The organism is Alcanivorax sp., assembly GCF_040119285.1.
Lineage (GTDB): Bacteria > Pseudomonadota > Gammaproteobacteria > Pseudomonadales > Alcanivoracaceae > Alcanivorax.
This window is the reverse complement of record NZ_JBEDTY010000029.1, coordinates 187,762-212,349: the sequence shown is the minus strand read 5'-3', so window position 1 is coordinate 212,349 and position 24,588 is coordinate 187,762. Positions and strand designations below refer to the sequence as shown.

Genomic DNA, 24,588 nt, shown 5'->3' with positions numbered 1-24,588 from the left:
CGTTAGTGGCGCACCAAGGCGAGGCTCACCTCACCTTTATCATAAAAACTGTGCCGATCAACCAATGCCCCGTGAGCAAACCGGAGGGCATAAGGTATAGTCGGCACCGAAATGAAAGCCTGATCGACAGGTGGAAAAAAGGAGTGGTCGATGCATCGTGCATTACTGTTAGTGGTTCTGGCTCTGATGGGTAACTCAGCCATCGCACAAAGCTGGTACAAGGTAGAAGTACTGGTGTTTGCCCATAGCAACGCCAGCAGTGAAGAACGATGGGCCGCCGGCCTGCAGCCCCATTATGCATCCAGGGCTGTGCCCATTGGTCACCCGCAAGCCAGTGACTTTGCTGATCCAGATGCGGTGGCCCGTGGCGCATGGCAACCCCTCTCTCAAGACGATGAAGTCCTTCGCTACATGCTAGAACGCATGGAAGGCACCGGCGACTACCGCGAGTTGTACCATGCGGCCTGGCAGCAACCCATCGGCAGTAAAGCCGAGACGTTGCCGGTCTATGTCCGTGGCGGGCAGGCGCTACCCACAGAAGAAGGGGATATACCAGAACTGGAAGGCACGCTGCAGTTCAGTAAATCGCGCTACCTCCATGTGACACCCCAAATCTGGTTCAACACGGAAAGTAACGGCGAGCGCTTCTACGTCGACATCGACGAAAAGCGCCGTCTGGCCGGTCATCAAGTCTACTATTTCGATCATGCCCTGTTTGGCATGCTGATACGGGTTACACGAGCGTAATCAAAAATGAGATTCCACAGACACACTCATTGTTCAGTCTTGGCCGCTCACTGACTACTAAGGTAACGCACACCTGTAAGCCGTTCGGACTCTTCCCATAATCGTTGTGCGACTGCTTCATTATCGGTAATTTTGCGAGCAAACGCCGGGGCGGGATAACCGCGCAGCTCAAGAATTTTCCCATCAGGCCCGTAATAGCCTCCGGACACCACTGCATCGCTGGTGGCGGCCATCACCCCCGGCAAACAACCCATTTCTGCCGGCTGGGCCATAAACTTGTTGAACAAGCCGCCGCCGGGAATAGTGTCCTGCAGATGGGTAGCCGAATAGCCAGGATGGGCTGCCATAACCTGAATATTTGAGCCGCGTTTGCGCAAACGACGGTGTAGATCTTTGGCAAAAATCAAGTTGGCCAGCTTGCTCTGGCAATAAAAAGGCCAGCGAGAATAACGTTTCTCTGCATTGAGGTTCCCCCACATCAGCTTTCCGCTACGGTGCGCCAGGCTGGAGATCTGTACGATGCGCGGCGCTGGCGCCGCTTCAAGCAGCTCCAGTAAAGGACCAGTCAACGCAAAGTGGCCAAGATGGTTAGTGCCAAACTGTATTTCAAAACCGTCCTTAGTGCGTTGCAAAGGCGGCGCCATCAAGCCTGCATTGTTGAGCAACACATCCAGTTTGCTAACACGCTGTTTCAGCGCCACCGCAAACGCCTTTATGGATTCAAGGTCAGCTAAATCCAGCGGCATAATTATTAGCATGGCGTTCGGCGTCAGCGTCTTAACCTGTTCCGCCGCGGCTTCAGCTTTCGCTGTGTTGCGGCATGCCATAATCACTTCCGCGCCGTTAGCAACAAACAGCTTCACCGCTTCCAGGCCAATACCGCTATTGGCACCAGTGACCAGAATCGTTTTATCAGATAGATCGGGAATGTGCGTCGGGCGCCAATGGGACTGGGTCATGGTAGCTCCTTGAATGTTAACCGTGGCTGACATTGTTTTCCGCAAGCAGCTCCACAGCACGTTCATGTTGAGCCAATTGCCACTCACACCGTTATCCAAAGGATATTTCACAACAACCTCCGGCCATTGCTAAAATGGCGCCCCCTACCCCAGAGAGTCTCCCATGGCGCGTGTCCAGCTCGAGTTACCCGAACAGTTCCTTTACACCCATACCATCAACGTGCGCATGACCGACCTCAACACCGGTAAACACGTGGGCAATGACCAAATGATTTCCTTGCTCTCGGAAGCCCGTTACCGGTTTTTCTGTGACATTGATTACAGCCAGGAGCACATTGTGGTCACCGACTTGGTAGCCAACTATCGATCGGAAAGCTTTGCCCGAGACGATCTGCAGTTCGAGGTGGGCCTAATGGATTTCAACAAGTATGGCGCCGATCTGATTTTCCGGGTCACCAAGCAACCCAGCGGGCAGCTAGTGGTGTTGGCTAAACAGGGCTTCGTATTTTTTGATCACACCACCCACGGTGTGATGCCGATGCCGGAGAGCTTCAAGGCAAAGTTTTCTGGCATTACCTGAAGCGCCCGGCAAGCCAGCAACGCCGGTTTAACGCCGCTTACAATGCCATCCCTGTGCACCAGCCACTGGCCCAAGCCCACTGGAAATTGAAGCCCCCCAGTTGCCCGGTCACATCCAGTACTTCGCCGATAAAATGCAAACCGGGCATCTCCTTGACCGCAAAACTTTTCGACGAGATGGCGGCTGTATTCACTCCGCCAAGGGTTACTTCTGCAGTGCGGTAGCCTTCGGTACCTGAGGGTTTGAATGACCAGCCTTTCAGCGTTGCTGCTATTGTAGCCAGGCGTTCATTGCTGAACTGCTGCAGGTTGCCTTGCCAACCGAACTGCTCCGCCAGCGCTGCTGCCAGTCGCTGTGAAAAATACTGCCGTAACCAGCGCTCCAGCCCACGATTGGGATGCGCGCGCCGCTCTTCGACCAGTTGCGCAAAGGGATCAGCAACCTGGGGTAACCAATCCACGGTCACCGGCTGGCCGGGCGTCCAAAAACTCGACACTTGCAACATGGCAGGCCCCGACAGCCCCCGGTGGGTGATCAACATGGGCTCGGCAAAAGCCGCCTCTGCCGCTTGCGCCACCACCTCGGTGCTGATGCCAGACAAACCCGCCAGCCAAGCCTTGTCATCGGGTTGCAGGGTGAACGGCACCAGCCCGGCCCGGGTGGGCAATACGGTAAGCCCGAACTGCTCCGCCAGCTGATAACCAAAGCCGCTGGCCCCCATGGTCGGAATCGACAAACCACCGCAGGCCACTACCAACTTCGCACACTCGACCGCACCAGCGCTGGTGGTCAGGCCAAAGCCGCTGGCCGTCTGCCTGACTTTCCGGATAGCAGTATTGAGGCGAATCTCAGCTCCCGCCCACTCGCACTCGGTGAGCAGCACGCCAAGGATTTCCTTTGCTGATTCGGCGCAAAAAAGCTGCCCAGGGGCTTTTTCCACGTGCTCAATACCGTGGCGCTCGATCAATTCCACGAAATGCCAGGGGCTGTAGCGTTTAAGAGCAGATTTGCAAAAATGCGGATTCGCGGAGACGAAATGCTCCGGTGCGGTATTCAGGTTGGTGAAATTACAACGGCCGCCGCCGGACATGAGGATCTTCTTGCCAGCCTTATTGGCATGGTCCAGCACCAGCACCCGGTGGCCCTGATACGCTGCCGTGGCGGCGCACATCAGCCCGGCTGCACCGGCCCCGATAACCACCACATCGACCTTGGTTGTTGCTTTCTTATCTGCCCCTGTTGTGCCTGACATGAAACCACCAGCGAGAATCCGGCCGGCAAGGATAACGGGGATGCCCGTAGGGTTCCATCCTCCCTCTGCAGGCCAGCTGCCTAACGCGTTAGCCGCGCCTCAAAGACCAATGACGCTCTGGCGTGCCGGTTCACCATTTCAGGCCCCCCTGCCGGCCCGCAAGTCAGGTGTCCGCCCACAACAGGCTGCCACCCTGGAGTTAATCAGGCGAAGCAGGAGTTTACTTCTTCATTCGTGATCGTGATTAACCAGATAAAAACAAGAGATCCGCGGTTACTGAATAACCGAGATTTCAGCGGTGGTGGCGTAGTTTTCGCTGGAAGCCTTGATCGCAGCAGCACCGTTGGCCACCTGAACGTCGTTGCGATAGCGACCGCTGCTCATTATCTGTGCCCCCGGCACCACTCGTGTGCCTTGCGGCGCATCATTCTGCACCAAGGGAAGCGGCTCCTGCTGATCACTGCTACTAACGTCATCTTCCTCAAAGAAACAGCCCACCAGCAAGGTGGCGCTGCAAAGCATCACTACAACATATTTCATGGTATTCCCCCAAAAACTCCATCCGCAGACGGAAAATTGCTCATTAATGAGCTTATGCTGCAGTTATACCCTGCTCGCCACTGGCAGTACAGAGCACGACCGGCCGTACACCCAACCTGACGTCGCGTTGCGTTGCGTTCTGCCAAAGTACGTTGCTCTATGGCTGGTTACTGGCCAAGCTCCTGTTCGGTGAAGGTATCCGCAAACAGGGGCGAACTGAGGTAACGTTCGCCGGAATCCGGCAGCACCACCACAATAGTCTTGCCGGCAAACTCGGGCTGCTGGCTAAGGCGGTCCGCCACGCACATGGCCGCGCCACAGGAGATACCCGCCAGAATACCTTCTTCTTGCATCAACTTGTGCGCCCACGCCATGGCCTCTTCATTGCTGACCTGTTCAGCCCGGTCCACAACAGACATATCCAGGTTCTTCGGCACGAAACCGGCACCAATCCCTTGAATTTTGTGGGGCCCATGGGTCGGCTCTTCGCCTTTCAAGGCAGCGGAGATCATCGTGGAAGAATCCGGCTCCACCGCAACGGCGGTGATGGCTTTACCCTGAGTATTCTTGAAGTAGCGGGCGACGCCGGTGATCGTGCCGCCGGTGCCCACCCCGCTTACCAGCACATCGACATCCCCTCCGGTGGCTTCCCAGATTTCCGGGCCGGTGGTTTTTTCATGAATGGCCGGGTTCGCCGGATTATCGAACTGCTGCAGCATTAAGTGGGTATCCGGGTTTGCCTGCACCAGCTCTTCCGCCTTGGCGATGGCACCGGGCATGCCTTGCGGGCCCGGGGTAAGTACCAGTTTGGCTCCCAGCGCCTTGAGGATCTTGCGGCGCTCCAGGCTCATGGAGTCCGGCATGGTGAGCACCAGGTCATAACCGCGGGCGGCCGCCACATAGGCCAGCGCAATGCCGGTATTACCGCTGGTGGGTTCTACCAGGGTCATGCCCGGTTTGAGCTTACCGCTCTTTTCCGCATCCTGAACCATGGATGCCCCGATGCGGCACTTAACGCTGCCGGCCGGGTTACGGGATTCGATCTTGGCGAGAATATTACCCTGGCTGATACGATTGATTTTCACCAGAGGGGTGTTGCCGATGGTCTCGCTATTGTCTTGGTAGATGCCGGTCATATTGATCTCCTCCATTCTCTGCGCATGTATCGCGCAATGCCTTACTGCGGTTTGTCCTGCTTTTTCAGGCGTCGATTCCAACGCTGGCGCGCATACAGGCGTAAATCGGCCACGTTATCGGTTTCATCCATGATTTCACGGCCCAGGATGCTTTCCAAAATATCTTCCAGGGTGATCAGGCCCACCCAAGTGCCATGGTCATCATAAACCACCGCCATATGCTGACGTTGGGTCAACATGGCACTAAACAAGTCCTGAATACTCAAGGTGGTGTGCACCATTGAGACCTCTCGGGCCAGTACCTGCATGGTCTTTTCCATGTCACTGTCCAGCAGGTCGGACTTGTGGATATAGCCTTTGGCTTCACCGCTGTCACTCATCACCGGGTAACGTGAGAAGGGCTGCCCCTTCTCACGTTCCCGAAATTCACCCACCGTCATGGCCGGAGACACCGTGCGGCATACCGTGCGTGGTGTCATGATGGCGCCCACACGAATATCGTGCAGACGCAGAATATTATGGATCACTCGGTGTTCGTCATCATCCAGTGCACCCTGATTCTCGCCCATGTCTGCCAGTGCGCGAATTTCTGCGCGCACATCCACATCGTGTTCGTTGCCACCGATTCGACTGGTAATCAGTTTGGACAACCATACGAAGGGCAACAAAGAAACCATGATGACCTTGAGCGTAGGCGGCAGAGCGGGTGCCAGCGAGCGCCAGTATTTAGCGCCAATGGTTTTCGGGATGATTTCGGAAAAGACCAGGATCGCCAGCGTCATGATCCCGGAGGCAGCCCCCAGCCACGCTTCCCCGAACACCACTGCCACTTGGGCGCCTACGCCCGTGGCGCCCACCGTGTGTGCCACGGTGTTCAGGGTGAGGATCGCAGACAGCGGCTTGTCGATATCGTCCTTGAAGTCGCGCAAACTTTTATACAACGCCGGGCGGGAATCACGCAGGCCCGCGATAAAGCTTGGGGTGATGGACAGCAGTGCGGCTTCCAGTATGGAACACACAAAAGAAAAACCAATGGAGATGGTGGCGAAGATAATCAGTAACGTCACCGATGCACGCTCCTTATACCAGTACGCGGCCCAACCGGGCCGCGCAGATCAGGGTTATTAGGGTGTGTAATGCAGCGCAAAGTCCGCCAGCACCTTACGTACATTAGCCATGCCATCGTGTATCACCGCGTCAATTTCCGCCATGGTAATTTCATGGCTGGACTTGCCGGCCGCCGGATTAACCACCAGAGACAGCATGGCGTAAGGCAGGCCTAGCTCCCGGGCCAACACCGCTTCAGGCATGCCGGTCATGCCGACGATATCGCAACCATCACGCTCCATGCGGGCAATTTCTGCCGCCGTTTCCAGCCGCGGGCCTTGGGTAGCGCCGTAGCACCCGCCATCGTTCCAGTGCAGATCAGCCGCGCCAAGCCGCGCTTTCAGGGCATTGCGCAAGGCGATGTCAAACGGCCAACTGAAATCCACATGCACCAACGGGTCGTTGAGATCGTCAAACAGGGTCATTTCCCGACCATAGGTGTAATCGATAATCTGATCGGGCAACACCAGCGCGCCGGTGGCCGCCTGGGCCGTAATGCCCCCCACCGCATTGGCGGCGACAATGGCCGTGGCCCCCGCCGCTTTCAACGCCGCCAGATTGGCGCGGTAGTTCACCTGATGGGGTAACAGCACATGGGGGTCACCGTGGCGGGCTAAAAAAAGAACTGGCTGCCCCTCCAGCGCCCCTTCCAGCACCGGTGCAGAAGGCGCGCCAAAACGGGTTGCAAGGGTATGCGCGTCGATGATGCGCAGGTTGTCCATACGTGTCAGGCCAGTACCACCGATGAATGCCAGCATCAGAGATCGCTCTCTTTTACCGCATAAATACCCGGAGCATTACGCCAGAAGCCCTTGTAATCCATGCCCATACCAAAGAGGTAATAGTCATCCGCTTCAAGAGCGGTGAAATCAGCTTTCAAACCGGGCCGTACTTTTCGATCGTGCTTCTTGTCTACCAATACACAGGTCTTCACAGAGGCCGCGCCTTGAGACTTACACGCTTCGATAATCGACAACAAGGTGGAACCAACGTCGAGGATGTCGTCTACAATTACTACGTGGCGGCCTTGCAAAGTGGCGCTGGGCGTCACAATCCACTCCACTTCACCACCGGTGGTGGCGCCCAAATAACGGCTGGCGTGGAGATAATCCATCTCCAGCGGAAAATCCAACCGCTTGACCAGTTCCGCTGCGAAGATCATCCCCCCGTTCATGATGGTCACGAATACCGGCACCTTGCCGGAGCAGGCTTCGGTGACTTCAAAGGCCAGTTTACCGATGGCTTCCTGTACCTGATCAGAGGAATGCAGTTCGATGGCGTTACGCCGAACTGTCATTAATTCCTGTTGCAGTTCTTCAGCGCTAGACATGCTGGGGCTCCTCCGCGTTGCTGTCTTCCAAGCCCGTTGCCGGGGCATCATCGTTCTGGCCAACCAGGTGCAACGTCCGTGTGGGGAACGCAAATTCGGCACCGTGTTGATGGACAATATTCATGATTTTCATCAGCACATCCTGTTTGATCTCATGATATTGAACCCACTGCGTGGTTTTAGTGAACGTATAAATAAAGAACTCCAGGTGAGAGGCTCCATAGCTATCGAAGTTCACGATCAACGTGCGGTTATCCGTTTCCAGATCTTCATGTTCAACCAGCATGGTGCGAACGTCCGCCACAATGGCGGGCATTTTCTGCCAATCATCATAACGGATGCCGATTTTTTCATTGATCCGGCGGTTGTACATCCGCGACGGGTTTTCCAGCACGATGGAGGTAAACATGGCATTGGGAATATACAGCGGGCGCTGATCAAAGGTGCGGATGCGCGTTAGGCGCCAACCGATATCCTCCACGCTACCTTCGATGGAACGATCCGGTGAACGCACCCAATCCCCCACACGGAATGGTTTATCCAGGTAGACCATCATGCCGCCGAAGAAGTTGGCCAACAGATCCTTGGCAGCAAAGGCTACCGCCATGCCGCCAATACCGCCAAAGGCCAGCACACCGGAAATGCTGTAGCCCAACGTCTGCAAAATAATCAGCAGGGAGGTAATAATAACCGACACCCGCAGTAACTTGGCCACCGCCGCTGCCGTGGATTGGTCCATGGGTTTACGCATGCGTCCCGGATCAATCAAATTCTTTTCCGTGTAGGAAATAAACCGGCTCAAGAACATGGCAATAATGATGATAAACGCAATGCGGCGAACCTGCGGCACCATTTCAAACAGTACATTGTCTTCCTGTGAAACCGCCTGCAACAATTCCATGGACACGGACAACCCGATGACCCAGAACACCAGACGTACGGGAATACGCACAGCTTCCAGCAAAGCGTCATCCCATAGGGTTTCAGTTTTACCAATTAACCGCTCAGCCACGTCGATGCTGCGCATCAAAATAAAATTGATGGAGACAGTGCACAGCACAATGATAAACAGCTGAGTCAGCCAGATATCCATTGGCGTCTCGACTGTTGGCCACTGCAGCAGTTGATTCCAATCCCAGTTCATTAATGTTGTCCTTCGCGTTTACGGTTCAATTCAGTGTTCACGTAATGCTGCAGCCAAATCAGCGGCCACCGCCCTGCGCTGTGCGTCCATAGGCAGACGCGGGCGGGCACGCAGCCCCGCCGCCGGCACCTGCCCTGAAAAGTTCTGTGTGCCCAGAAAATCCAGAACTTGCTCCGCCCCTGCACGGCAATTACAGGCCAATACCATGTCGCAGCCCGCCTCCAACGCTGCTTGCGCGCGCTGGGGGTATCCGCCCACACCGTGGGCTCCAGCCATGGACAGATCATCGGAGAAAATCACACCACGGAAGCCCAGTCGCTCACGCAGCTGCGTTTGCAACCAATAACGGGAGAAACCGGCAGTCTGTTGTTCCACGGCGCTATAGATCACATGGGCCGGCATGATGCCGTCCAGTTTTGGCGCCAAGGCCATGAAAGGGCGCATGTCCGCCGCCTCCAATTCAGACAGAGGGCGTGGATCTATTGGTAATTCCAGATGAGAATCCGCGCCCACATGGCCATGGCCGGGGAAGTGCTTGCCGGTGGCCGCCATGCCAGCGGCGCTCATGCCGTCGATAAAGGCGCCGGCCAGCGCAATCATGGCATCGGCATCGCCATGGAAGCTGCGATCACCGATCACCGAGCTGTTGCCGTAATCCAGATCCAACACCGGCGCAAAGCTGATATCGATATCCAGTTCGGTTAGCTCCGAGGCCATCAGCTCTCCTAGCAAAGCCGCTTCCCCCACGGCTTGGGCCGGTGCCTGATCATAACGCTGCCCCAGGGCCGCCATAGGCGGCAAACGCACAAAGCCGTCGCGAAAGCGCTGTACGCGCCCGCCTTCCTGGTCCACGGCAATCAGCATCTCCGGGCGCACAGCACGCACCTGCTGCACCAGTTCCGCCAGTTGTTGGCGATCCGCATAATTGCGGGTAAATAGAATCAAACCACCGGCACCGGGGTGTGCCAGCATGTCTTTTTCTGTGTCACTGACCTGGAGCCCTTCCAGATCGAGCATTAATAACGGGGAGGCGGATGCAGACATGGCAACCTTACAAACAGAGGACATTAATCGGTAATCGTCACCCGGGTGCCTACCGGCACTTGGTCAAACAGACGAATCACCGCATCGTTTCGCATCCGGATACAGCCGTGGGAGGCCGGTGTGCCCATGGGCTCACCGTCCGGTGCGCCGTGAATATAAATAAAGCGTCGGAAACTATCCACGTCGCCGCCCAAATTCCTGCCCGGTTCCAAGCCGCCAAGCCAGAGAATGCGACTCAGCACCCAATCACGTTCGGGAAACCGGGCTCCCAGCTGGGCATTAAACACTTCACCGGAAAACTTGCGCCCCATTAGCACCGCTCCAGGCGGCAGGCCCGCACCAAAACGCGCCCGCACCACATGGATGCCACGGGGTGTAGCACCACTGCCCATGGCTTCACCGGCACCGTTGGCAGCGCTAGATATGGTAAACCGATCGGTGGTTTGTCCGCCGCGCAGCGCCAGCCATTGTTCAGACAAGTTGATAATCAATTCCATGGGGATAGTTTCAGGTTGGAGGTTTAAAGTTGCAACGCGAACGCTAGCGGGGGGCCACGATCAGGATGATCCGCGAGGGCACCACCGCCGGTCTTTATTATCCGCCTTGACTGTCACCGTGTAACAAGCCCGACACATCTGCTTGGATGCCCCCCACCAAAAACGGCAAAAGCCGCCGGGTGATATCCGCGGTACTGGCATCCATATTGAAATCGGCCTTGCTGATACTCTGCAACGATTGCATGCCGGACAAGGTAAAAATTACTGCGCCGAGGCTGAACTGCACCCGCCAGAACAGCTCCATGGGCGGCACACCCGGTACCGCCTGTTGCAGATGATGCTGTAGACGGGCAAAGACCGCACCGTAGTGTACATGGAGATATTCACGCAGATGACCCTGGGGCTGGCTGTAGGCTTGCCCGGAAAGGCGAAAGAAAATAGCCGCCCGCTGGGGATCATCCGGGTGCGTACCCATCGCCAGGCGGAACACAATACCCAGCACGTTCTCGAGGGTATCGGGAATGCCGGAGGTTTCCATTTCGACGAGTTTGGCATCCAGCGCCAAGCTGAACGGCGTCAGAAACCGTTCAAACACGGCCTGAATTAACGCTTCCTTGGACCCGAAATGGTAATTCACTGCAGCGAGGTTAACCCCGGCTTTGCTGGTAATGGCACGCAAACTGGTTTCCGCGAAGCCCTTTTGGGCGAACAAGACTTCCGCAGTATCAAGAATTCGGCCTACTGTGCCCGCCTGTGCCATACCCAGCCCTGTGCGTTCGAAACATACGTTTCAAACATACGTTTGCCTGACAGGAGGGTCAAGAAAGAAAGCCCTAGGCCCAACCTAAAGCTCAACGTTTACCACCTCTGGAAACGCCGATGTTATCGCCACATTCTCGGCGCCGAGCATCCTGCTAAAAATAATACACCAGCTCCGCTTGGATAAAGTCTGAGCGGCTGATCGGTGACAGACCCGGATTGCTATTCACGTTACGCAGCGCATCCCGGTACAGCTGCGTGGCACTTTGTGGCTTCTCGGTATCGGTATAAAAACGGGCTTCCAAACTTACTTTCAGACTGTTGCCGATACGCCGGCTGGATTCCACGCTAAAGGCTTTTTCCTCCTCTTCAGTATCATAGATAACCCCGGCAAGGATCTCGGTGGAGGCCACGTCGTTGAACGTAAAGCGGGTTCCCAACAGCAGATCACTCGCCATGGGCGAAGCCAAAATATCGTCGCGGTCTTCCCAGATATATTCCACGATCCAGCCCAAATCCGCAGACGTATCAAACAAACCCACTTGGGTATATTCAAAACCGCCATCCACGGCACTGAAACGCTCGCCCTGACCGGATCGACTTATCGCTTCCAGTTTCCACAGCCAGCCGCTGTTCAGGTATTGGAGCTCCAGCCCAGTCTGGTCGATGATGTTATACAACGGCGTAAATTCCGGGTTACTGCCCGCCGGCAACTGCCCGGTGGCGATCAGGGCCGACAGCTCCGCCATGGTGAGCGCGTCAGGCACCAGCAACGGCTCCCGACTGGTGCCGGAAAAATGCGACAGCGCCAGCTCCAGCCCATTGTCGAAGTACTGCTGGTAGCGAATGGCAAAGTCGACCCGCTGGTTTTCCTGTGAGGATTCGTAGTGGGCATTGTCGGATATCGGCAAGGGTGTACGCGGTCGACCGTCTTCGCCCGCATAAGTACGCTCACGAAAGCCCGGCAGAATGAACACATCGACAATCCCCCAGTTACGAACAGTGGACAGGTTAATCATGGGTTGGCCGAGCTTTTCCTCGCCGTCCACCTGGTCCACCAGATCAGTCTGGTTGATAACATCCACCAAGTGCCGGCCCTCAGTTACGCCCCAAAACACCTTGCGAATGCCCACACGGGATTCCCAGCCGCTGCCCACATGAATCCAAGACAGTTCGCGAATGTCCCAATGGGTCCGCTCCGTATCGTGCTCATCCACTCGGGCATAGGGGATAAACGTGAACAAGTCATCACGATTGTTCCATTCATGGAGGATTTCCGGCTTTAGATACGCGGAACCATTGGTGGAATAATCCGACTCTGGATAAGGCGATTCCTGGGTAAAATAACGCCCTTCCAGCCCCACTTCACCGCGAAATTCCCACGCAAAGGAAGCCAATGGCATCGTCAACAGCGAAGCCATAACCAAACCGTTTTTCATGGTACTAACGCGCGGGATCAACGTGCGCGTTTCAGGCTATTTTTGTTGAAATCCGCACCGTCCAGCCCGGTATCGTAGCGGTAGTTACTCCAGAACAGGTCGGTGGATTTCCCGGTCTGGTGGTTGACCATGGACATCTTCCCAGGCTGCCAATACTTGTCTTGGTACTGGGAAAAATCACTGGCTTTCAGTGTCTTGAGCAGGCTTTCCTTGCGGTCGTAATAATCCACTTTCCAGGTACGGTATTCCTGCTGGTCAATCCAGGAAACCTGGCGGATATAACCGGAGTCCTCATCCTGCGGGTAACGGGCTACCACAAAGCAGGTCAGCTCGCCGCAGGGCTCATCGCGCAGGTATTCGTAGGTGTATTTCTCCACTTCCTGGCCGCGCATGTCTTCAAAACTGAACTCACTGCCCATGAAAGGTCCGGATTTATTCCGCGAGGCGATGGTCTTTACCCGGCGGAGGGCGGGTAGATACAGCCACTGGTCGTCGTCACGGGTTTTGTAGCTGAACGTGAGCATGGCCGTACCGCGCACATCACGGGGGGTATCGAAAATGGTCAAGCTCTTGTCGCCCTCCCCCTCGCCGGTGCCTTCCAGCGTCTTCACTCGCAGCTCCCGCTCAGAGGTCTGGCCGCTCTTACTGATCAGCACCATTTTCATGTCCGCCTGGAAGTCACCGAAACCCTCGCCACGGTTATCCGCCTCCCGGGCGATTTGCAGCCCTTTTTCTTCCGGGCTCTGGGCCAACACGGTGGGCGCAGCCAAGCTGATAAACAAAACGGCAGGCAGTAAACGAACGTTCATGAAATTCCTCACGGTACACATGTCTGGGGCGGTGCCGGCAAAGCAAGCAACAGCGTGTTTACCATGATAGCGATTTAAACCCAAACGGCGATGCTCAAAGAGGCCAAAAGATAATTAACTGTTGATAGTGGTCCGCTGAGATTTTCACGAGCTCAAACGCAAGAGGCCGCGCCCCTTCTCTGGGTGCGGCCTCTTGCGTTTGGCACCAGAAACATCGTCGCGATGCACCTAGCGCTCAACTGTCCACGATCAACTATCGACTGACTTTCACCACTCTTCCAGATACCCCATGCAGTGCTCTACCAGCTCTCCCACGCGGGTAACGCTGTCAGCAAGGCGTTGCAGGTCACCGTCGGCCAGAGGGGCATAACGGTCTTCTGCCATCAAGTTAAGGGCATCGCTTTCATTGGGCGGTGTCGGGCGACGGGCCAAGCCTGCCGCGCCCAGTGCGGTTTGCATTTCGCCATCCAGCCAGGCAATCAGGTCACCCCGATCGGCACGGGCACGAGCAAGAATGGCCATTTCCGGCGCCTCCACTCCCGCGTCCCGAAAAGCCTGCTCCAATGCGGCAAGGCTGAACAAGGTATCGGCATCGGCAACCTGAAAGGTCTTTCCAGATTGCCGCGCCAAGCCCACCAACACGGAATAAAGGTGAAAGACTACCGCCCCACGCAACGCCAGCCGCACGGTTGGGGTGGCCTCGACCTGATCGTGGGTCAGTTGTTGCAACAGCGCGCGGGCAAAGTAGAGCCGCTCGCGCAAACCACTAACGGTATTATCTCGAACCATTCTGGACATAAAAACACTCTTAAAACAGCTACCCACTACAAGCGTCGAGCTACAAGGCGCGGAGCACACCCAATGAATTGGCTAGCCGTGCCCGCGCTCATCCTCTCTTTGCTGCGCGTAACCCTTCATCATTCAAGATACGAAAACAGTGGCCACAGGCTATAGCGTGCTTGTTACTTCTTGGCCGGGGCTTTTTTCTTCGTGGCCTTTTTCTTGGCCGCAGCTTTCTTTTTCGCGGGGGCTTTTTTCTTGGTCTGTTCCTCGACCCATTTGCCATCGCGATAGAACGCCATCCAACCAGTGGCCTTACCGTCGATCTCGCTCATCACATACTGCTCTTTGGCCTTGCGGCTATAGCGCAGCACGCCTTTATTGCCGTCCGGGTCCGCAGCAGGCGCTTGGGCCAAATAGGCATGCTTGGGATCCAGCTGCTTGGCCACAGTCTGAATTTCTTCGATTAGTGGCGGACGCGTTTCCCGATTTTTGGGGAACTTGCTGGCGGCCAAAAACAGGCCGGAGGCACCATCACGCAACAGATAATGGTCATCCACCTTCTGGCATTGCAGATGTGGCATGGGGATCGGGTCGGCTCGTGGCGGTGCCGGCTCGCCGCTCTTAAGCAGCTTGCGGGTATTGCCGCACTCATCATTGGTGCATTTGAAGAATTTGCCAAAACGGCCAGTGCGCAACTGCATATCATTGCCACACTTCTCACATTCCAGCACCGGGCCATCATAACCCTTGATACGGAACTCACCCTTCTCGATCACATAGCCGTCGCAGTCCGGGTTGTTACCGCAGATGTGCAACTTGCGCTTCTCGTCGATCAGGTAATTTTCCATGGCGGTGCCACATTTCTGGCAGCGCTTCTTGCTACGTAATTCGTTGGTTTCCGCTTCTTCATCATCATCCGTTTTCACCGCTTCCGCTTCTTCACCGGGCAACAGGTTTAACGTGGCGGTGCAACGCTCTTTCGGCGGCAGAGCATAACCAGAACAACCCAGGAACACCCCGGTGGAGCCGGTACGAATCTGCATCGGGCGGCCACAGGTTGGGCACTCAATCTCGGTGTCGGTAGGCAGGTTAGCGCGCATGCCGCCCACTGCCTGCTTGCCGGCGCCTTCACCCTGGGCTGCGTCCAGCTTGCTCACAAAGTCCTTGTAGAACTCGTTGAGCACGTCCTGCCAGTTGCGCTGCCCTTCAGCAACCTCATCCAGGGTTTCTTCCATGCTGGCGGTAAAGCCATAGTCCATCAGGTTGGGGAAGTTCTCGACTAAACGGTCGGTGACGATGTCGCCCATCTTTTCCGCATAGAAACGGCGGTTATCCTGACGTACATAACCACGGTCCTGAATGGTGGAGATAATCGCCGCGTAGGTAGACGGGCGACCAATGCCACGCTTTTCCAGTTCCTTGACCAGGCTTGCTTCGGTAAAGCGCGCCGGCGGTTTGGTGAAATGCTGGTTGGCGTCCACATTATCGATGGCCAGCACATCGCCTTCTTTCACGTCTGGCAGCAAGGTGTCTTCCTGGCCCTTGCGCGAGGCTGGCGGCTGAATGCGAGTCCAGCCATCGAACTTCATGATGCGCCCTTTCGCTTTCAGCTCGTAGCCATTGCCGGTGGCCGTCAGCGTGGAGCTGAGGTATTCCGCCGGGGGCATCTGACAGGCGATAAACTGACGGCGAATCAATTCATAAAGGCGTTGTGCATCGCGTTCCATATCTTTCAGGGAATCGGAGGTACGCCGTACATCAGAAGGACGAATCGCTTCGTGCGCTTCTTGGGCCCCTTCCTTGCTGCTGTAAGACAGCGGCGCGTCGGGAAGATACTTATCACCCAGCTTTTCGCTGATCCATTCCCGGCAGGCTGCCACCGCATCGGAACTCAGGTTGGTGGAGTCGGTACGCATGTAGGTAATGTGGCCGGCTTCGTAAAGCCGTTGCGCCATCATCATGGTCTTTTTCACCCCGAAGCCCAGCCGCGTACTGGCCGCCTGCTGTAGGGTAGAGGTAATAAACGGCGCGGAAGGCTTGGAACGGGTCGGCCGTTGCTCGCGCTGACTGATGGTCAGGCGGCCGGCATTTTCCAGAGCTTGCTTGTGCGCCGCGGCATCGTCGCCGTTGTTAGGGCGGAACGCCACACCGTTATGCTTTGCCACCTGCAAACGCAGGGCTTCGCCATCGCCGCTATGGGTATCGCTGTACAACTCCCAGAATTCTTCCGGGATAAAAGCGCGAATTTCACGCTCACGCTCCACTACCAGCTCCACCGCCACGGACTGAACCCGTCCGGCAGACAATCCGCGAGCGATCTTTTCCCACAGCAGCGGCGAAATCATGAAGCCCACCACCCGGTCCAGGAAGCGACGGGCCTGCTGAGCTTCTACCCGGTGCAAGTCCAGCTTGCCAGGTTCTTCGAAAGCCGCCTGAATGGCTTTCTTGGTAATTTCGTTGAACACCACCCGATCGAAGCGTTCTTCATCGCCACCAATAACTTCCCGCAGGTGCCAGGCAATCGCCTCCCCTTCGCGGTCCAAATCCGTTGCCAGATAGACGCGGTCTGCTTTCGCAGCCAGGCGCTTGAGCTCATCGACCACCTTGTCTTTGCCGGGGAGCACTTCATAGTGGGCGGCCCAGCCATTTTCCGGATCAATCCCCATACGGTTGATCAGCTGCTTCTTGGCCTTCTTCTTTTTATAGGCATCCCGCTCTTCCTTGGGCAAGGAGCGCGTGTAGGCTGCCTCCTTGGCCCGCTCCTGAGGGGTACTTTTTTTAGAGCCACCACTGACCGGCAGGTCCCGCACGTGGCCGACGCTGGACTTCACGATGAAGTCGTCGCCCAGGTAGCGGTTAATGGTTTTTGCCTTGGCAGGCGACTCCACAATTACTAACGATTTTCCCATTCTCAGGTACTCAACATCCGGTCTAAGGCGTGTGATGGGCGCTATTTAGACAGCGCCGGTATAGGCGGGTCAAGCAGGAACTGCCCCCTTGCTCCTTTTTTAGTAGTAGTACAAGCCACCCTGTCAGGGCAACCCTCCTCTGTGAAACAGCCTGCTAGCAACGCTGCACAAGCGCGCTATACTGCAGTGAACCTCAATTTTCAGGGAGAGAACCGTGCTGAGTCCCTATCGCAGAATACTGGTTGCCATCGATGGCAGCGATGAATCACCCCAGGTACTGTCTCGCGCGGCAGGCGTACTGTCGGGCAATGACGGCGAACTGCATTTGATCCATGTGATCGAACCGCTGGCTCTGGCCTACGGCGCGGATGTACCCATGGATGTAACCGACCTGCAAAGCGGGCTGATGAAACAGGCCCAAGAAATGGCAGATAAATACGCCTGCCAATACCACGTGCCGGAAGCCAACGTTTACGTTGACATGGGATCTATCGAAAAAACCATTCTCGACAAGGCAGACAAGATAGGCGCGGATTTGATCGTGGTGGGCAGCCACACTCGAAGCGGCCTGGCACTGCTGCTGGGCTCCACGGCCAGAGGCCTGGTCCCCGGTGCGCACTGCGATGTGCTGGCCGTTAAGGTAGACCAGCACTAGCAACGGCGAAATAGCGCCAGCGCGTATTCCCCGAAGCAGAGCCCTCAGGTCAGCTGCAGTGCCCCGGTGCTGGCCTGGCCTTCTTCATTCCAGCGACACAGTAATTCTGCCAACCCTTGCGCCTGCACTTTCAATGCAGCCAGCTCTTGCGGGCTATTTTTCTCGCCCTGAAACACCGGCAACTTGCGCATGGACTGAACCAGTTCATGGGTCGGCGCTTGCATTCGCTTGACCTCCAAAGTCCAGCGAATGTGATGAACAATCATATGGAAGAAAGCCAGTCGAGTTGTCAGTGAATAGGCGCTGTTATCATCATTGAAATCATTAAAATCCAAGCTTGCCAACACCGCTTCTCGGGCATTGTCCGCCACCTTGATGGTGGCGCTACGCGGAGTGCCCAGCAGCATGGACAAGGTGCCGAACACCTCACCGGGTGACACATAATATAGTGGTGCACCCTGAGGATTCTCCGACAGCACTTCCAGCTGTCCGCGCAACAGAAAGTACAGAGTGAAATCCACGTCGCCGGCCCGAATTATGCTTTCGCCCGAAGCGGCAACCCAAAGACGGGTGGTTTGTTCAAGCCGGCAAAATTCGCTCTGATCATCACGGGCAATTTCATTAAAAAACGGCACGCCGGCTAACAGCTGGCGCCGCCGTTGCTGGCCGAAATCATTATTATTGGCCTGCTCCATCCACTATCCCCCACTGGTCTGATGGCATTACATTCAACTACACCCATGCTAGAGCGACCGCAACAGCAGAGCAACGCCAAGGAGAAAAAGAGAGTTAAAACCTTCGCTCAATGCTGTTCAAATAACACTGTTCATATTATCAGTGATCGTGCTAGCATCCAAGATATCGCACTTCCTGTCAGCCATGACCTACACGCTCAGGCAAGTGACAATACATATGCCTACATGCACCATGCAGGCAACACCGAATATGTGCGCTCGCCCGACCTGTCCACTCCCTAGTGGCCGCGTCTAAGCGCCACACTCTGCAGGAAACAGGGAGAAGGTTATGAGCAGCAAACTTACCGACCGACAGCAACAAGTTCTCGACTGCATCCGTGAATGTCTTAAGGACAACGGCATGGCCCCTACCCGTGCAGAGATTGCCGACATCATGGGGTTCCAATCCAAGAATGCGGCGTCTGATCATCTCCGAGCCCTGGAACGCAAGGGCTATATCAAACTTCACAGTGATCGCTCTCGCGGCATCCAGCTGCTGGATCACGCCTACTGGGGTGAAGAGGAACTGCCCATCGTCGGTAAAGTGGCCGCCGGTATCCCCATTGAAGCCATCGAGAACGTGGAACGCACCGTGCCGGTGCCCCAAGGCCTGTTTAAACAGCGCCCCACCTATCTGCTGAAGGTGCAGGGCGACAGTATGGTGGATGCGGGCATCTTCGACGGCGACCTGATTGCAGTACGCAAATCCAATGTAGCCCGTTCCGGTGAAATCGTTGTCGCGCGCATTGACGAAGAAGTCACGGTGAAGACCTTAAAGTTGAATAAATCCAGCGCCACCCTACTGCCGGCTAACGAAGCTTATGAACCCATTAAGGTGCCCGCTGATCAACTTATTATCGAAGGCATTTTTGTGGGACTAATTCGTGACCCAAACTCTTTTTAAAGCCTGTATCTACCCCGGTATAGGCCTCTGCCTAATTGTATGGAGTGCGTTTGCCATGGCTGAAACCCATCTCCTGGCACCCTGCCCGGATTCCCCTAACTGTATATCCAGCTTAGCTACACAGAGTGACAAACGGGTTGCTCCGTTGCAGGTTGCTGCTGATCGAAAGAACAGCCTGAAAAAGCTGGAAATCCTGCTGAGCAGACTCCCGCGCGTGGAGTATGACGTTGTCGGCCAGTCCCGTATTCAAGCCCGCTTCACGAGCCGGATACTGCGCTTTGTGGACGATGTTACTTTTTATGTTCGCGAGAATGGCGTGGTGGAGGTCCGTTCCGCATCACGGACCGGTTATTGGGATTTAGGTGCAAACCGTCGTCGGGTAGAATCCCTGCGCGAGCAGCTATCTGAGCAGGAAACCGATGACCGCACCTCACAACAGCCCCCCTTCGGAAACGCAGAAAATCGCGTCTGAACAATGGGCCGATATCGGCGTTAACCTCACCGATCGACAATTTCATGACGACCGGGAGGCCGTGATTGAGCGTGCGGCTTGCGCCGGAGTTACTTGGCAGCTAATTACCGGCACCACTATCGACGAGTCCCGCGCCGCCATTGCCTTGGCCGACGAGCACCCAGGGCTTTTCGCCACCGCCGGCCTGCACCCTCACAGCGCTCGTTTTTACTCTCCTGCGCTAGAAGCAGAGCTACGAGATCTACTCGCCCATGAACAGATAAAAGCCGCCGGCGAAATGGGGCTGGATTTCAACCGGGATTTTTCTCCGCGGCCAGAGCAGGAGCGGGCCTTTGAGGCTCAGTTAGCCCTGGCGGCGGAATACAAATTGCCGGTTTTTCTTCACGAGCGTGATGCCCATGAACGCTTTCTGCCTATCCTGAAATCCTTCCGCGATACTCTGCCTGGCGCCGTTGTGCATTGCTTCACCGGTTCCCGTGAGGCTCTGTTCGCCTACCTGGATCTGGATTGTCACATCGGCATTACCGGTTGGGTCTGCGACGAACGACGTGGCAAACCGCTGGCAGAGCTGCTGCCTAACATTGCCGATAACCGCCTGCTTTTGGAAACAGATGCACCCTATCTGCTCCCCCGGGATCTGCCGCAAGCCCCCCCAGAAAAGCGCCGTAACGAGCCTGCACTACTGCCCTGGATTGGCCAGCGCGTCGCACAATTACGCGGCCAGGAGACGCAACAAGTCGCCGCCATGACGTATCAAAATGCGCTAGCGCTGTTTCGCTGAACGGAAAACGCATGCATCACGACAATGCGCAGGATGTTTGTCGGGCTAGCCTGAAAGGCGTAACCCGACATCACAACATCAGCAAAGAAACTGCTGTACGTCGAGCAAGCCAAAGGGCCAGGCCAGCTCCTGCCCCTGGCGCATCAATACCGGGATTCGCTCACCATACTGTTCGATCAAGCTGTCATCTTCAGCGATATCTACCAGCGTAATTTCCAGGTCCGGCCTGACCATGGCCACCAGCTCCCTGGCCTGATCACAAAGGTGGCACCCCAGTGTGGTGTACAGCACCGCCGTCATGCATCCTCCACATGACGAATCGCGTAACAGTAATGAATTTTTTCATTACGACGGAAATCCTCCGGGATGCTCCAGCGAGAGATATCCTCTACCGCGTACCACTTGCTGATGCTTTCATCCATTTGAAAGCGACGGTAGTTACAGGAGAAATACAGCACCCCACCCGGCTCCAAACAACGCATGATTTTGCGAATCAATTCACTGTGATGTTCTTCCACGACAAAGTCACTCCGTGACTTGTTGTTGGAGAAGGTGGGCGGATCACAGAACACCAGATCAAACTGCTCTTTACATTCATCCAGCCAACGCATGGTGTCGGCCCGAGCCAATTCATGCTGATCGGTGGAGAACCCGTTAGCGGCCAGGTTGCAGGCCGCCCAATCCAGATACCGTTTAGAAGAATCCACCGTAACGGTGCGTTTTGCGCCACCCACAGCAGCATGTACCGTGGCAGATCCTGTATAAGCGAAGAGGTTAAGGAAGCGCTTGCCACTGGCCTCTTCTGCGATACGCAAACGCGTGGGCCGGTGATCAAGAAACAGCCCGGTATCCAAATAATCCTGCAAGTTGATCAACAACTGCGATTGGCCTTCACGCACGACCCGGTATTGCCCCTGGGCATCCAGCTTCTGATATTGCTGATTCCCCTTCTGCTTTTCACGGGTGCGCAGGTGCACCTGTTCGCGGTGAACCCCCAATGCCGCACGCACCGCCGTCACCGCCCAGTCGCGGCGCTCTTTCGCTTTTTCCGGATCAATGGTTTTAGGTGCCTTGAACTCCTGCACCAGCACCTGATCCGCATAGATATCCACGGCCACATTGAATTCCGGCAAGTCACGGTCATACAACCGGTAGCACTGAATGTCCTCCCGCTCCAGCCAACGACGCAGGTGCTTGCCATTCTTTCGCAGACGATTCAATAACGGCTGCGCGCCCTCGGGCACCTTGAACGCACTATCATCAGCAACTTTCACCACATTGGCTGGCGTCTGCTTACGGGGTGAATAGAGACGGATAAAGTTATTGAAGGGGCCATTTTTCAACCGCCATTGCTGCTCCAGGTTCATCCCGGAGCGGTCCATGACTTCCGCATCCGCACCCAGCAACAACGCCTGGTAGCCCGGCGCCCGAACCGACAAAATGCGACCCAACGCATAATGCAGCCAGCCCGCTTGTGGCTTTTCTTCCAGGCGCTCACCCCAGGGCGGGTTACCTACCACAATGCCGTTTTCTACAAAGTCTCGACGCCGCAGAGCGCCCAGCTCCCGGCGTTCAAAATGAATAGCGTTGCGTACTCCGGCGCGCTCTGCGTTCTGCAGAGCCAGTTGCAAAGTTCCGGCTTCAGAATCGAATCCTTTCAAGGATACCGCCGGCACCGGACGTTTACCGCTCTCCCCGGCTTCCTTCTGAGCATCCAGCCACAGTTGGCGCCGGCAGCCACGCCAGTGCTGAAAACCATAATGCTGACGCTGGGCGCCGGCGGCCCGGCCTGCCGCTATCAGCGCCGCTTCAATTACCAGGGTGCCACTACCGCAAAACGGATCGAGAAGCGCGCAATGGCGACCTTCCTTGCCCCACCCTACAGCCCATAACATGGCTGCAGCCAAGGTTTCCCGTAGCGGCGCACGACCGCCTGCGAGGCGATATCCACGGCGATGCAAAGGCTCGCCGGCCAGATCCAACCACAGATGTGCCTCATTCAAATCCAGCCGGGCACGAATGCAGCAACTGCCCTTCGGCTCACGGGAGATGGCAAACGGCTCCGGTAACGCATGAATAAACCGTTTGGCACTGATCCGATTATCACCACGCACTTCAGCACCGTGCTCAATATGCAGATGTATTGGCGCATTGTTACCCACCAAAGATAGCCAATCCTGGCTAGCCGCCAACTTTTCCGGTGCAATATCCGGTGTCACACCCAAGGTGGCCAGATGCAGCAGCACCCGCTCGGACAAACGGGACCAAAGGCACACCTTCAGAGCATCCGCCACGCCCCCGGAGAAACTGACATGCGCACGCCCGGTTTCTGTTACGGATATGCCCAGTGAGCCTAGTTCGTCGCTGAGCAGATCTGCCAGACCTGGCATGCAGGTGGCCACAAATTCCATTATCTAATCCTCTAAAATGACTAATTTATGTGCAAAACAAAAAATAAACCATTATTTTTCAATGCATTACATAAACTGTCATCAAACTGTCCTTTATACGCCATATGCTTAAACAGCAGTGGCCATATTGCTACATGGTATTCGACACTACTTTACCGGTTTCCCATACTGAATGTGTCGGCCCCGTTACTTGGCTACAGTCTCAGCCGAGGGGTCATATTTCGATTCCGCTATCGGTGAGAGGGAAAGCGTTTATGAAGCGACAAAAACGTAATAAAGATGACCGCGCTTACAACCGGGGATATAACGCCGGCCTGGATGGAAAATCTCGCGAAGACTGCCCGTTTGGCACTCTCCAGGCCCGCACCAACTGGATGGGAGGATGGCGCGAAGGTCGCACTGACTTTGCTCACGGTATGCTCGGGGTTGCCAGCATTCAAAATCTGAAAAATATCGGTTAACTTCTGACGGTTTCACAACCTGCCGGCGCCTTCAACGCCGACCCACAGGGCCCCACCCGGGCCCTTTTTAATGTCTAGCTTCTCGCTCGCAACTGTACGTTTGAAGCTAATAACTTAGATCCCCTTCCGCCAGGCGCGGGCAATGTCGCCGATTAAACTCGGGCCCTGATAAATCAGGCCGCTGTAGATCTGTACCAAATCAGCACCCTGACGCTGTTTTTCCAGCGCATCGTCCGCACTATTGATGCCGCCAACACCGATAATCGGAATGCGTCCATTGAGCGCATGGCGCATGGATGCCAGTGCCCGGTTAGCGATGGGGGTTAACGGTGCGCCACTGAGGCCACCCTGCTCTCCACCATTGCGCAGGTTCTCCACACCATCACGGGAAAGTGTGGTGTTGCCAACGCAAACGCCGTCGATACCATGCTGCACGAACGCTTCCGCCATGCCCTGCAGCTCTTCTTCACTGTTATCCGGGGCAATTTTGATGACCAGAGGCACACGGCGGCGATGCTTTTGATCAAGGCGTGTCTGAGCTTCACGCAGCGTGTTAAGCAATTCCTCCAGAGCCGCACCATGTTGCAGAGTTCGCAGTCCCGGCGTGTTCGGAGAAGAGACATTCACCACCAGATAGCTGGCATAGGCATGCACTTTCTGCTGGCAGATCAGGTAGTCCCGCACGGCTTCTTCCACCGGGGTGTCCTTGTTCTTGCCAATATTGATGCCTAATACACCCTTATAGCGGCTACGTTTAACCGCACCCACCAGATACTCTACGCCCAGGTTGTTGAAACCCATGCGGTTAATCAGCGCTTGAGCCTCCGGCAGCCGGAACAAACGAGGCTGCGGGTTACCCGATTGCGGCCGCGGCGTTACAGTACCGACCTCGATAAAGCCAAACCCCAGATCCGCCAAGCCATCAATGCAGTCACCATTTTTGTCCAGGCCAGCCGCCAAGCCCACCGGATTAGGGAATTCGATCCCCATCACTTCCTTGGGAACCGCCGGTACCGTACCGGGCCACAGCTTGCCTGCACGTTTGCGCAGCATCGCCAGAGTTAACTCATGGGAATGCTCTTCTGATAGAGAAAACAATAAAGGTCGTGCCAAGGAGTACAGCATGAAAGAGCCC

At 55.9% G+C, this 24,588-nt stretch carries 26 protein-coding genes; 7 read left to right on the top strand and 19 right to left on the bottom strand.

Translation table 11 applies throughout. The annotated features are described in order from the left end of the window. The first annotated feature begins 150 nt into the window (after positions 1–150). On the top strand, positions 151–747 hold the full coding sequence (locus ABNH10_RS08055) for a peptidoglycan binding protein CsiV (protein ID WP_349385450.1): 597 nt from the start codon (positions 151–153) through the stop codon (positions 745–747). Positions 748–794: 47 nt separating this feature from the next. Here ABNH10_RS08055 and ABNH10_RS08050 read toward each other — a convergent pair whose 3' ends face one another. Further along, positions 795–1,706, bottom strand: a complete 912-nt coding sequence (locus ABNH10_RS08050; RefSeq protein WP_349385449.1) for an oxidoreductase — start codon at positions 1,704–1,706, stop codon at positions 795–797. 163 nt (positions 1,707–1,869) lie between these two features. Here ABNH10_RS08050 and ABNH10_RS08045 point away from each other — a divergent pair, with 163 nt between their 5' ends. After that, positions 1,870–2,286 (top strand): thioesterase family protein, encoded by a 417-nt coding sequence (locus ABNH10_RS08045; protein WP_349385448.1) that lies wholly within the window; start codon positions 1,870–1,872, stop codon positions 2,284–2,286. A gap of 37 nt (positions 2,287–2,323) precedes the next feature. Here ABNH10_RS08045 and ABNH10_RS08040 read toward each other — a convergent pair whose 3' ends face one another. The 14 genes from ABNH10_RS08040 to topA all read right to left on the bottom strand — a co-directional run bounded on the left by ABNH10_RS08040 (position 2,324) and on the right by topA (position 17,035). Then, positions 2,324–3,538, bottom strand: a complete 1,215-nt coding sequence (locus ABNH10_RS08040) for a BaiN/RdsA family NAD(P)/FAD-dependent oxidoreductase (protein WP_349385447.1) — start codon at positions 3,536–3,538, stop codon at positions 2,324–2,326. A 273-nt stretch (positions 3,539–3,811) separates the two neighbouring features. Then, on the bottom strand, positions 3,812–4,078 hold the full coding sequence (locus ABNH10_RS08035; RefSeq protein WP_349385446.1) for a hypothetical protein: 267 nt from the start codon (positions 4,076–4,078) through the stop codon (positions 3,812–3,814). A gap of 167 nt (positions 4,079–4,245) precedes the next feature. After that, a complete protein-coding gene (cysK, locus tag ABNH10_RS08030; protein WP_349385445.1) occupies positions 4,246–5,214 on the bottom strand; it encodes a cysteine synthase A in 969 nt (322 codons plus the stop codon). Positions 5,215–5,255: 41 nt separating this feature from the next. Then, positions 5,256–6,281 carry a CNNM domain-containing protein gene (locus tag ABNH10_RS08025; protein WP_349385444.1) on the bottom strand — a complete coding sequence of 342 codons (1,026 nt, stop codon included), beginning with the start codon at positions 6,279–6,281 and terminating at the stop codon, positions 5,256–5,258. A gap of 57 nt (positions 6,282–6,338) precedes the next feature. Beyond that, on the bottom strand, positions 6,339–7,079 hold the full coding sequence (locus ABNH10_RS08020; RefSeq protein ID WP_349385443.1) for an S-methyl-5'-thioinosine phosphorylase: 741 nt from the start codon (positions 7,077–7,079) through the stop codon (positions 6,339–6,341). Next, complete coding sequence (locus ABNH10_RS08015; RefSeq protein ID WP_349385442.1) at positions 7,079–7,651, bottom strand: hypoxanthine-guanine phosphoribosyltransferase; 573 nt, start codon at positions 7,649–7,651, stop codon at positions 7,079–7,081. Before ABNH10_RS08015 ends, ABNH10_RS08020 begins: the two co-directional genes overlap by 1 nt. Beyond that, on the bottom strand, positions 7,644–8,795 hold the full coding sequence (locus ABNH10_RS08010) for a mechanosensitive ion channel family protein (protein ID WP_349385441.1): 1,152 nt from the start codon (positions 8,793–8,795) through the stop codon (positions 7,644–7,646). Before ABNH10_RS08010 ends, ABNH10_RS08015 begins: the two co-directional genes overlap by 8 nt. A 30-nt stretch (positions 8,796–8,825) precedes the next feature. Continuing rightward, positions 8,826–9,863, bottom strand: a complete 1,038-nt coding sequence (gene nagZ / locus ABNH10_RS08005) for a beta-N-acetylhexosaminidase (RefSeq protein WP_349385440.1) — start codon at positions 9,861–9,863, stop codon at positions 8,826–8,828. Beyond that, on the bottom strand, positions 9,863–10,336 hold the full coding sequence (locus tag ABNH10_RS08000; protein WP_349385439.1) for a L,D-transpeptidase family protein: 474 nt from the start codon (positions 10,334–10,336) through the stop codon (positions 9,863–9,865). The genes nagZ and ABNH10_RS08000 overlap by 1 nt, the downstream gene beginning before the upstream one ends. Before the next feature lie 97 nt (positions 10,337–10,433). Beyond that, a complete protein-coding gene (locus tag ABNH10_RS07995; RefSeq protein WP_349385438.1) occupies positions 10,434–11,096 on the bottom strand; it encodes a TetR/AcrR family transcriptional regulator in 663 nt (220 codons plus the stop codon). 154 nt (positions 11,097–11,250) lie between these two features. Further along, on the bottom strand, positions 11,251–12,534 hold the full coding sequence (locus tag ABNH10_RS07990; RefSeq protein ID WP_349385437.1) for a hypothetical protein: 1,284 nt from the start codon (positions 12,532–12,534) through the stop codon (positions 11,251–11,253). 17 nt (positions 12,535–12,551) lie between these two features. Continuing rightward, complete coding sequence (locus ABNH10_RS07985; protein WP_349385436.1) at positions 12,552–13,343, bottom strand: outer membrane lipoprotein-sorting protein; 792 nt, start codon at positions 13,341–13,343, stop codon at positions 12,552–12,554. A gap of 267 nt (positions 13,344–13,610) precedes the next feature. Further along, positions 13,611–14,141, bottom strand: a complete 531-nt coding sequence (locus ABNH10_RS07980) for a hypothetical protein (protein ID WP_349385435.1) — start codon at positions 14,139–14,141, stop codon at positions 13,611–13,613. Positions 14,142–14,305: 164 nt separating this feature from the next. Continuing rightward, complete coding sequence (topA, locus tag ABNH10_RS07975; protein WP_349385434.1) at positions 14,306–17,035, bottom strand: type I DNA topoisomerase; 2,730 nt, start codon at positions 17,033–17,035, stop codon at positions 14,306–14,308. A gap of 214 nt (positions 17,036–17,249) precedes the next feature. On the opposite strand from topA, the gene ABNH10_RS07970 reads away from it, so the two are divergent. Then, positions 17,250–17,690 carry a universal stress protein gene (locus ABNH10_RS07970; protein WP_349385433.1) on the top strand — a complete coding sequence of 147 codons (441 nt, stop codon included), beginning with the start codon at positions 17,250–17,252 and terminating at the stop codon, positions 17,688–17,690. 44 nt (positions 17,691–17,734) lie between these two features. On the opposite strand, the gene ABNH10_RS07965 is transcribed toward ABNH10_RS07970, so the two are convergent. Beyond that, the gene (locus ABNH10_RS07965; RefSeq protein WP_349385432.1) at positions 17,735–18,385 is read right to left on the bottom strand and encodes a cyclic nucleotide-binding domain-containing protein; all 651 of its coding nucleotides are present in this window, start codon (positions 18,383–18,385) and stop codon (positions 17,735–17,737) included. Between the two features lie 328 nt (positions 18,386–18,713). Here ABNH10_RS07965 and lexA point away from each other — a divergent pair, with 328 nt between their 5' ends. From lexA to ABNH10_RS07950, 3 genes are read left to right on the top strand one after another with little or no spacing between them, the layout of a single operon-like run. Further along, positions 18,714–19,328 carry a transcriptional repressor LexA gene (gene lexA, locus ABNH10_RS07960; protein WP_349385431.1) on the top strand — a complete coding sequence of 205 codons (615 nt, stop codon included), beginning with the start codon at positions 18,714–18,716 and terminating at the stop codon, positions 19,326–19,328. Positions 19,329–19,383: 55 nt separating this feature from the next. Beyond that, positions 19,384–19,800, top strand: a complete 417-nt coding sequence (locus ABNH10_RS07955; RefSeq protein ID WP_349385430.1) for a DUF1499 domain-containing protein — start codon at positions 19,384–19,386, stop codon at positions 19,798–19,800. Beyond that, complete coding sequence (locus ABNH10_RS07950; RefSeq protein ID WP_349385429.1) at positions 19,748–20,581, top strand: TatD family hydrolase; 834 nt, start codon at positions 19,748–19,750, stop codon at positions 20,579–20,581. Before ABNH10_RS07955 ends, ABNH10_RS07950 begins: the two co-directional genes overlap by 53 nt. 78 nt (positions 20,582–20,659) lie before the next feature. On the opposite strand, the gene ABNH10_RS07945 is transcribed toward ABNH10_RS07950, so the two are convergent. Together ABNH10_RS07945 and rlmKL are read right to left on the bottom strand one after the other, a co-directional pair. Next, the gene (locus tag ABNH10_RS07945; protein ID WP_349385428.1) at positions 20,660–20,881 is read right to left on the bottom strand and encodes a glutaredoxin family protein; all 222 of its coding nucleotides are present in this window, start codon (positions 20,879–20,881) and stop codon (positions 20,660–20,662) included. Next, positions 20,878–22,992 (bottom strand): bifunctional 23S rRNA (guanine(2069)-N(7))-methyltransferase RlmK/23S rRNA (guanine(2445)-N(2))-methyltransferase RlmL, encoded by a 2,115-nt coding sequence (gene rlmKL, locus ABNH10_RS07940; protein WP_349385427.1) that lies wholly within the window; start codon positions 22,990–22,992, stop codon positions 20,878–20,880. The genes ABNH10_RS07945 and rlmKL overlap by 4 nt, the downstream gene beginning before the upstream one ends. 254 nt (positions 22,993–23,246) lie before the next feature. On the opposite strand from rlmKL, the gene rmf reads away from it, so the two are divergent. After that, positions 23,247–23,453, top strand: a complete 207-nt coding sequence (gene rmf / locus ABNH10_RS07935) for a ribosome modulation factor (RefSeq protein WP_035458491.1) — start codon at positions 23,247–23,249, stop codon at positions 23,451–23,453. A gap of 114 nt (positions 23,454–23,567) precedes the next feature. Here the strand turns inward: rmf and ABNH10_RS07930 are convergent, their stop codons facing one another. Then, a complete protein-coding gene (locus ABNH10_RS07930; protein ID WP_349385426.1) occupies positions 23,568–24,578 on the bottom strand; it encodes a quinone-dependent dihydroorotate dehydrogenase in 1,011 nt (336 codons plus the stop codon). Positions 24,579–24,588: the final 10 nt, after the last annotated feature.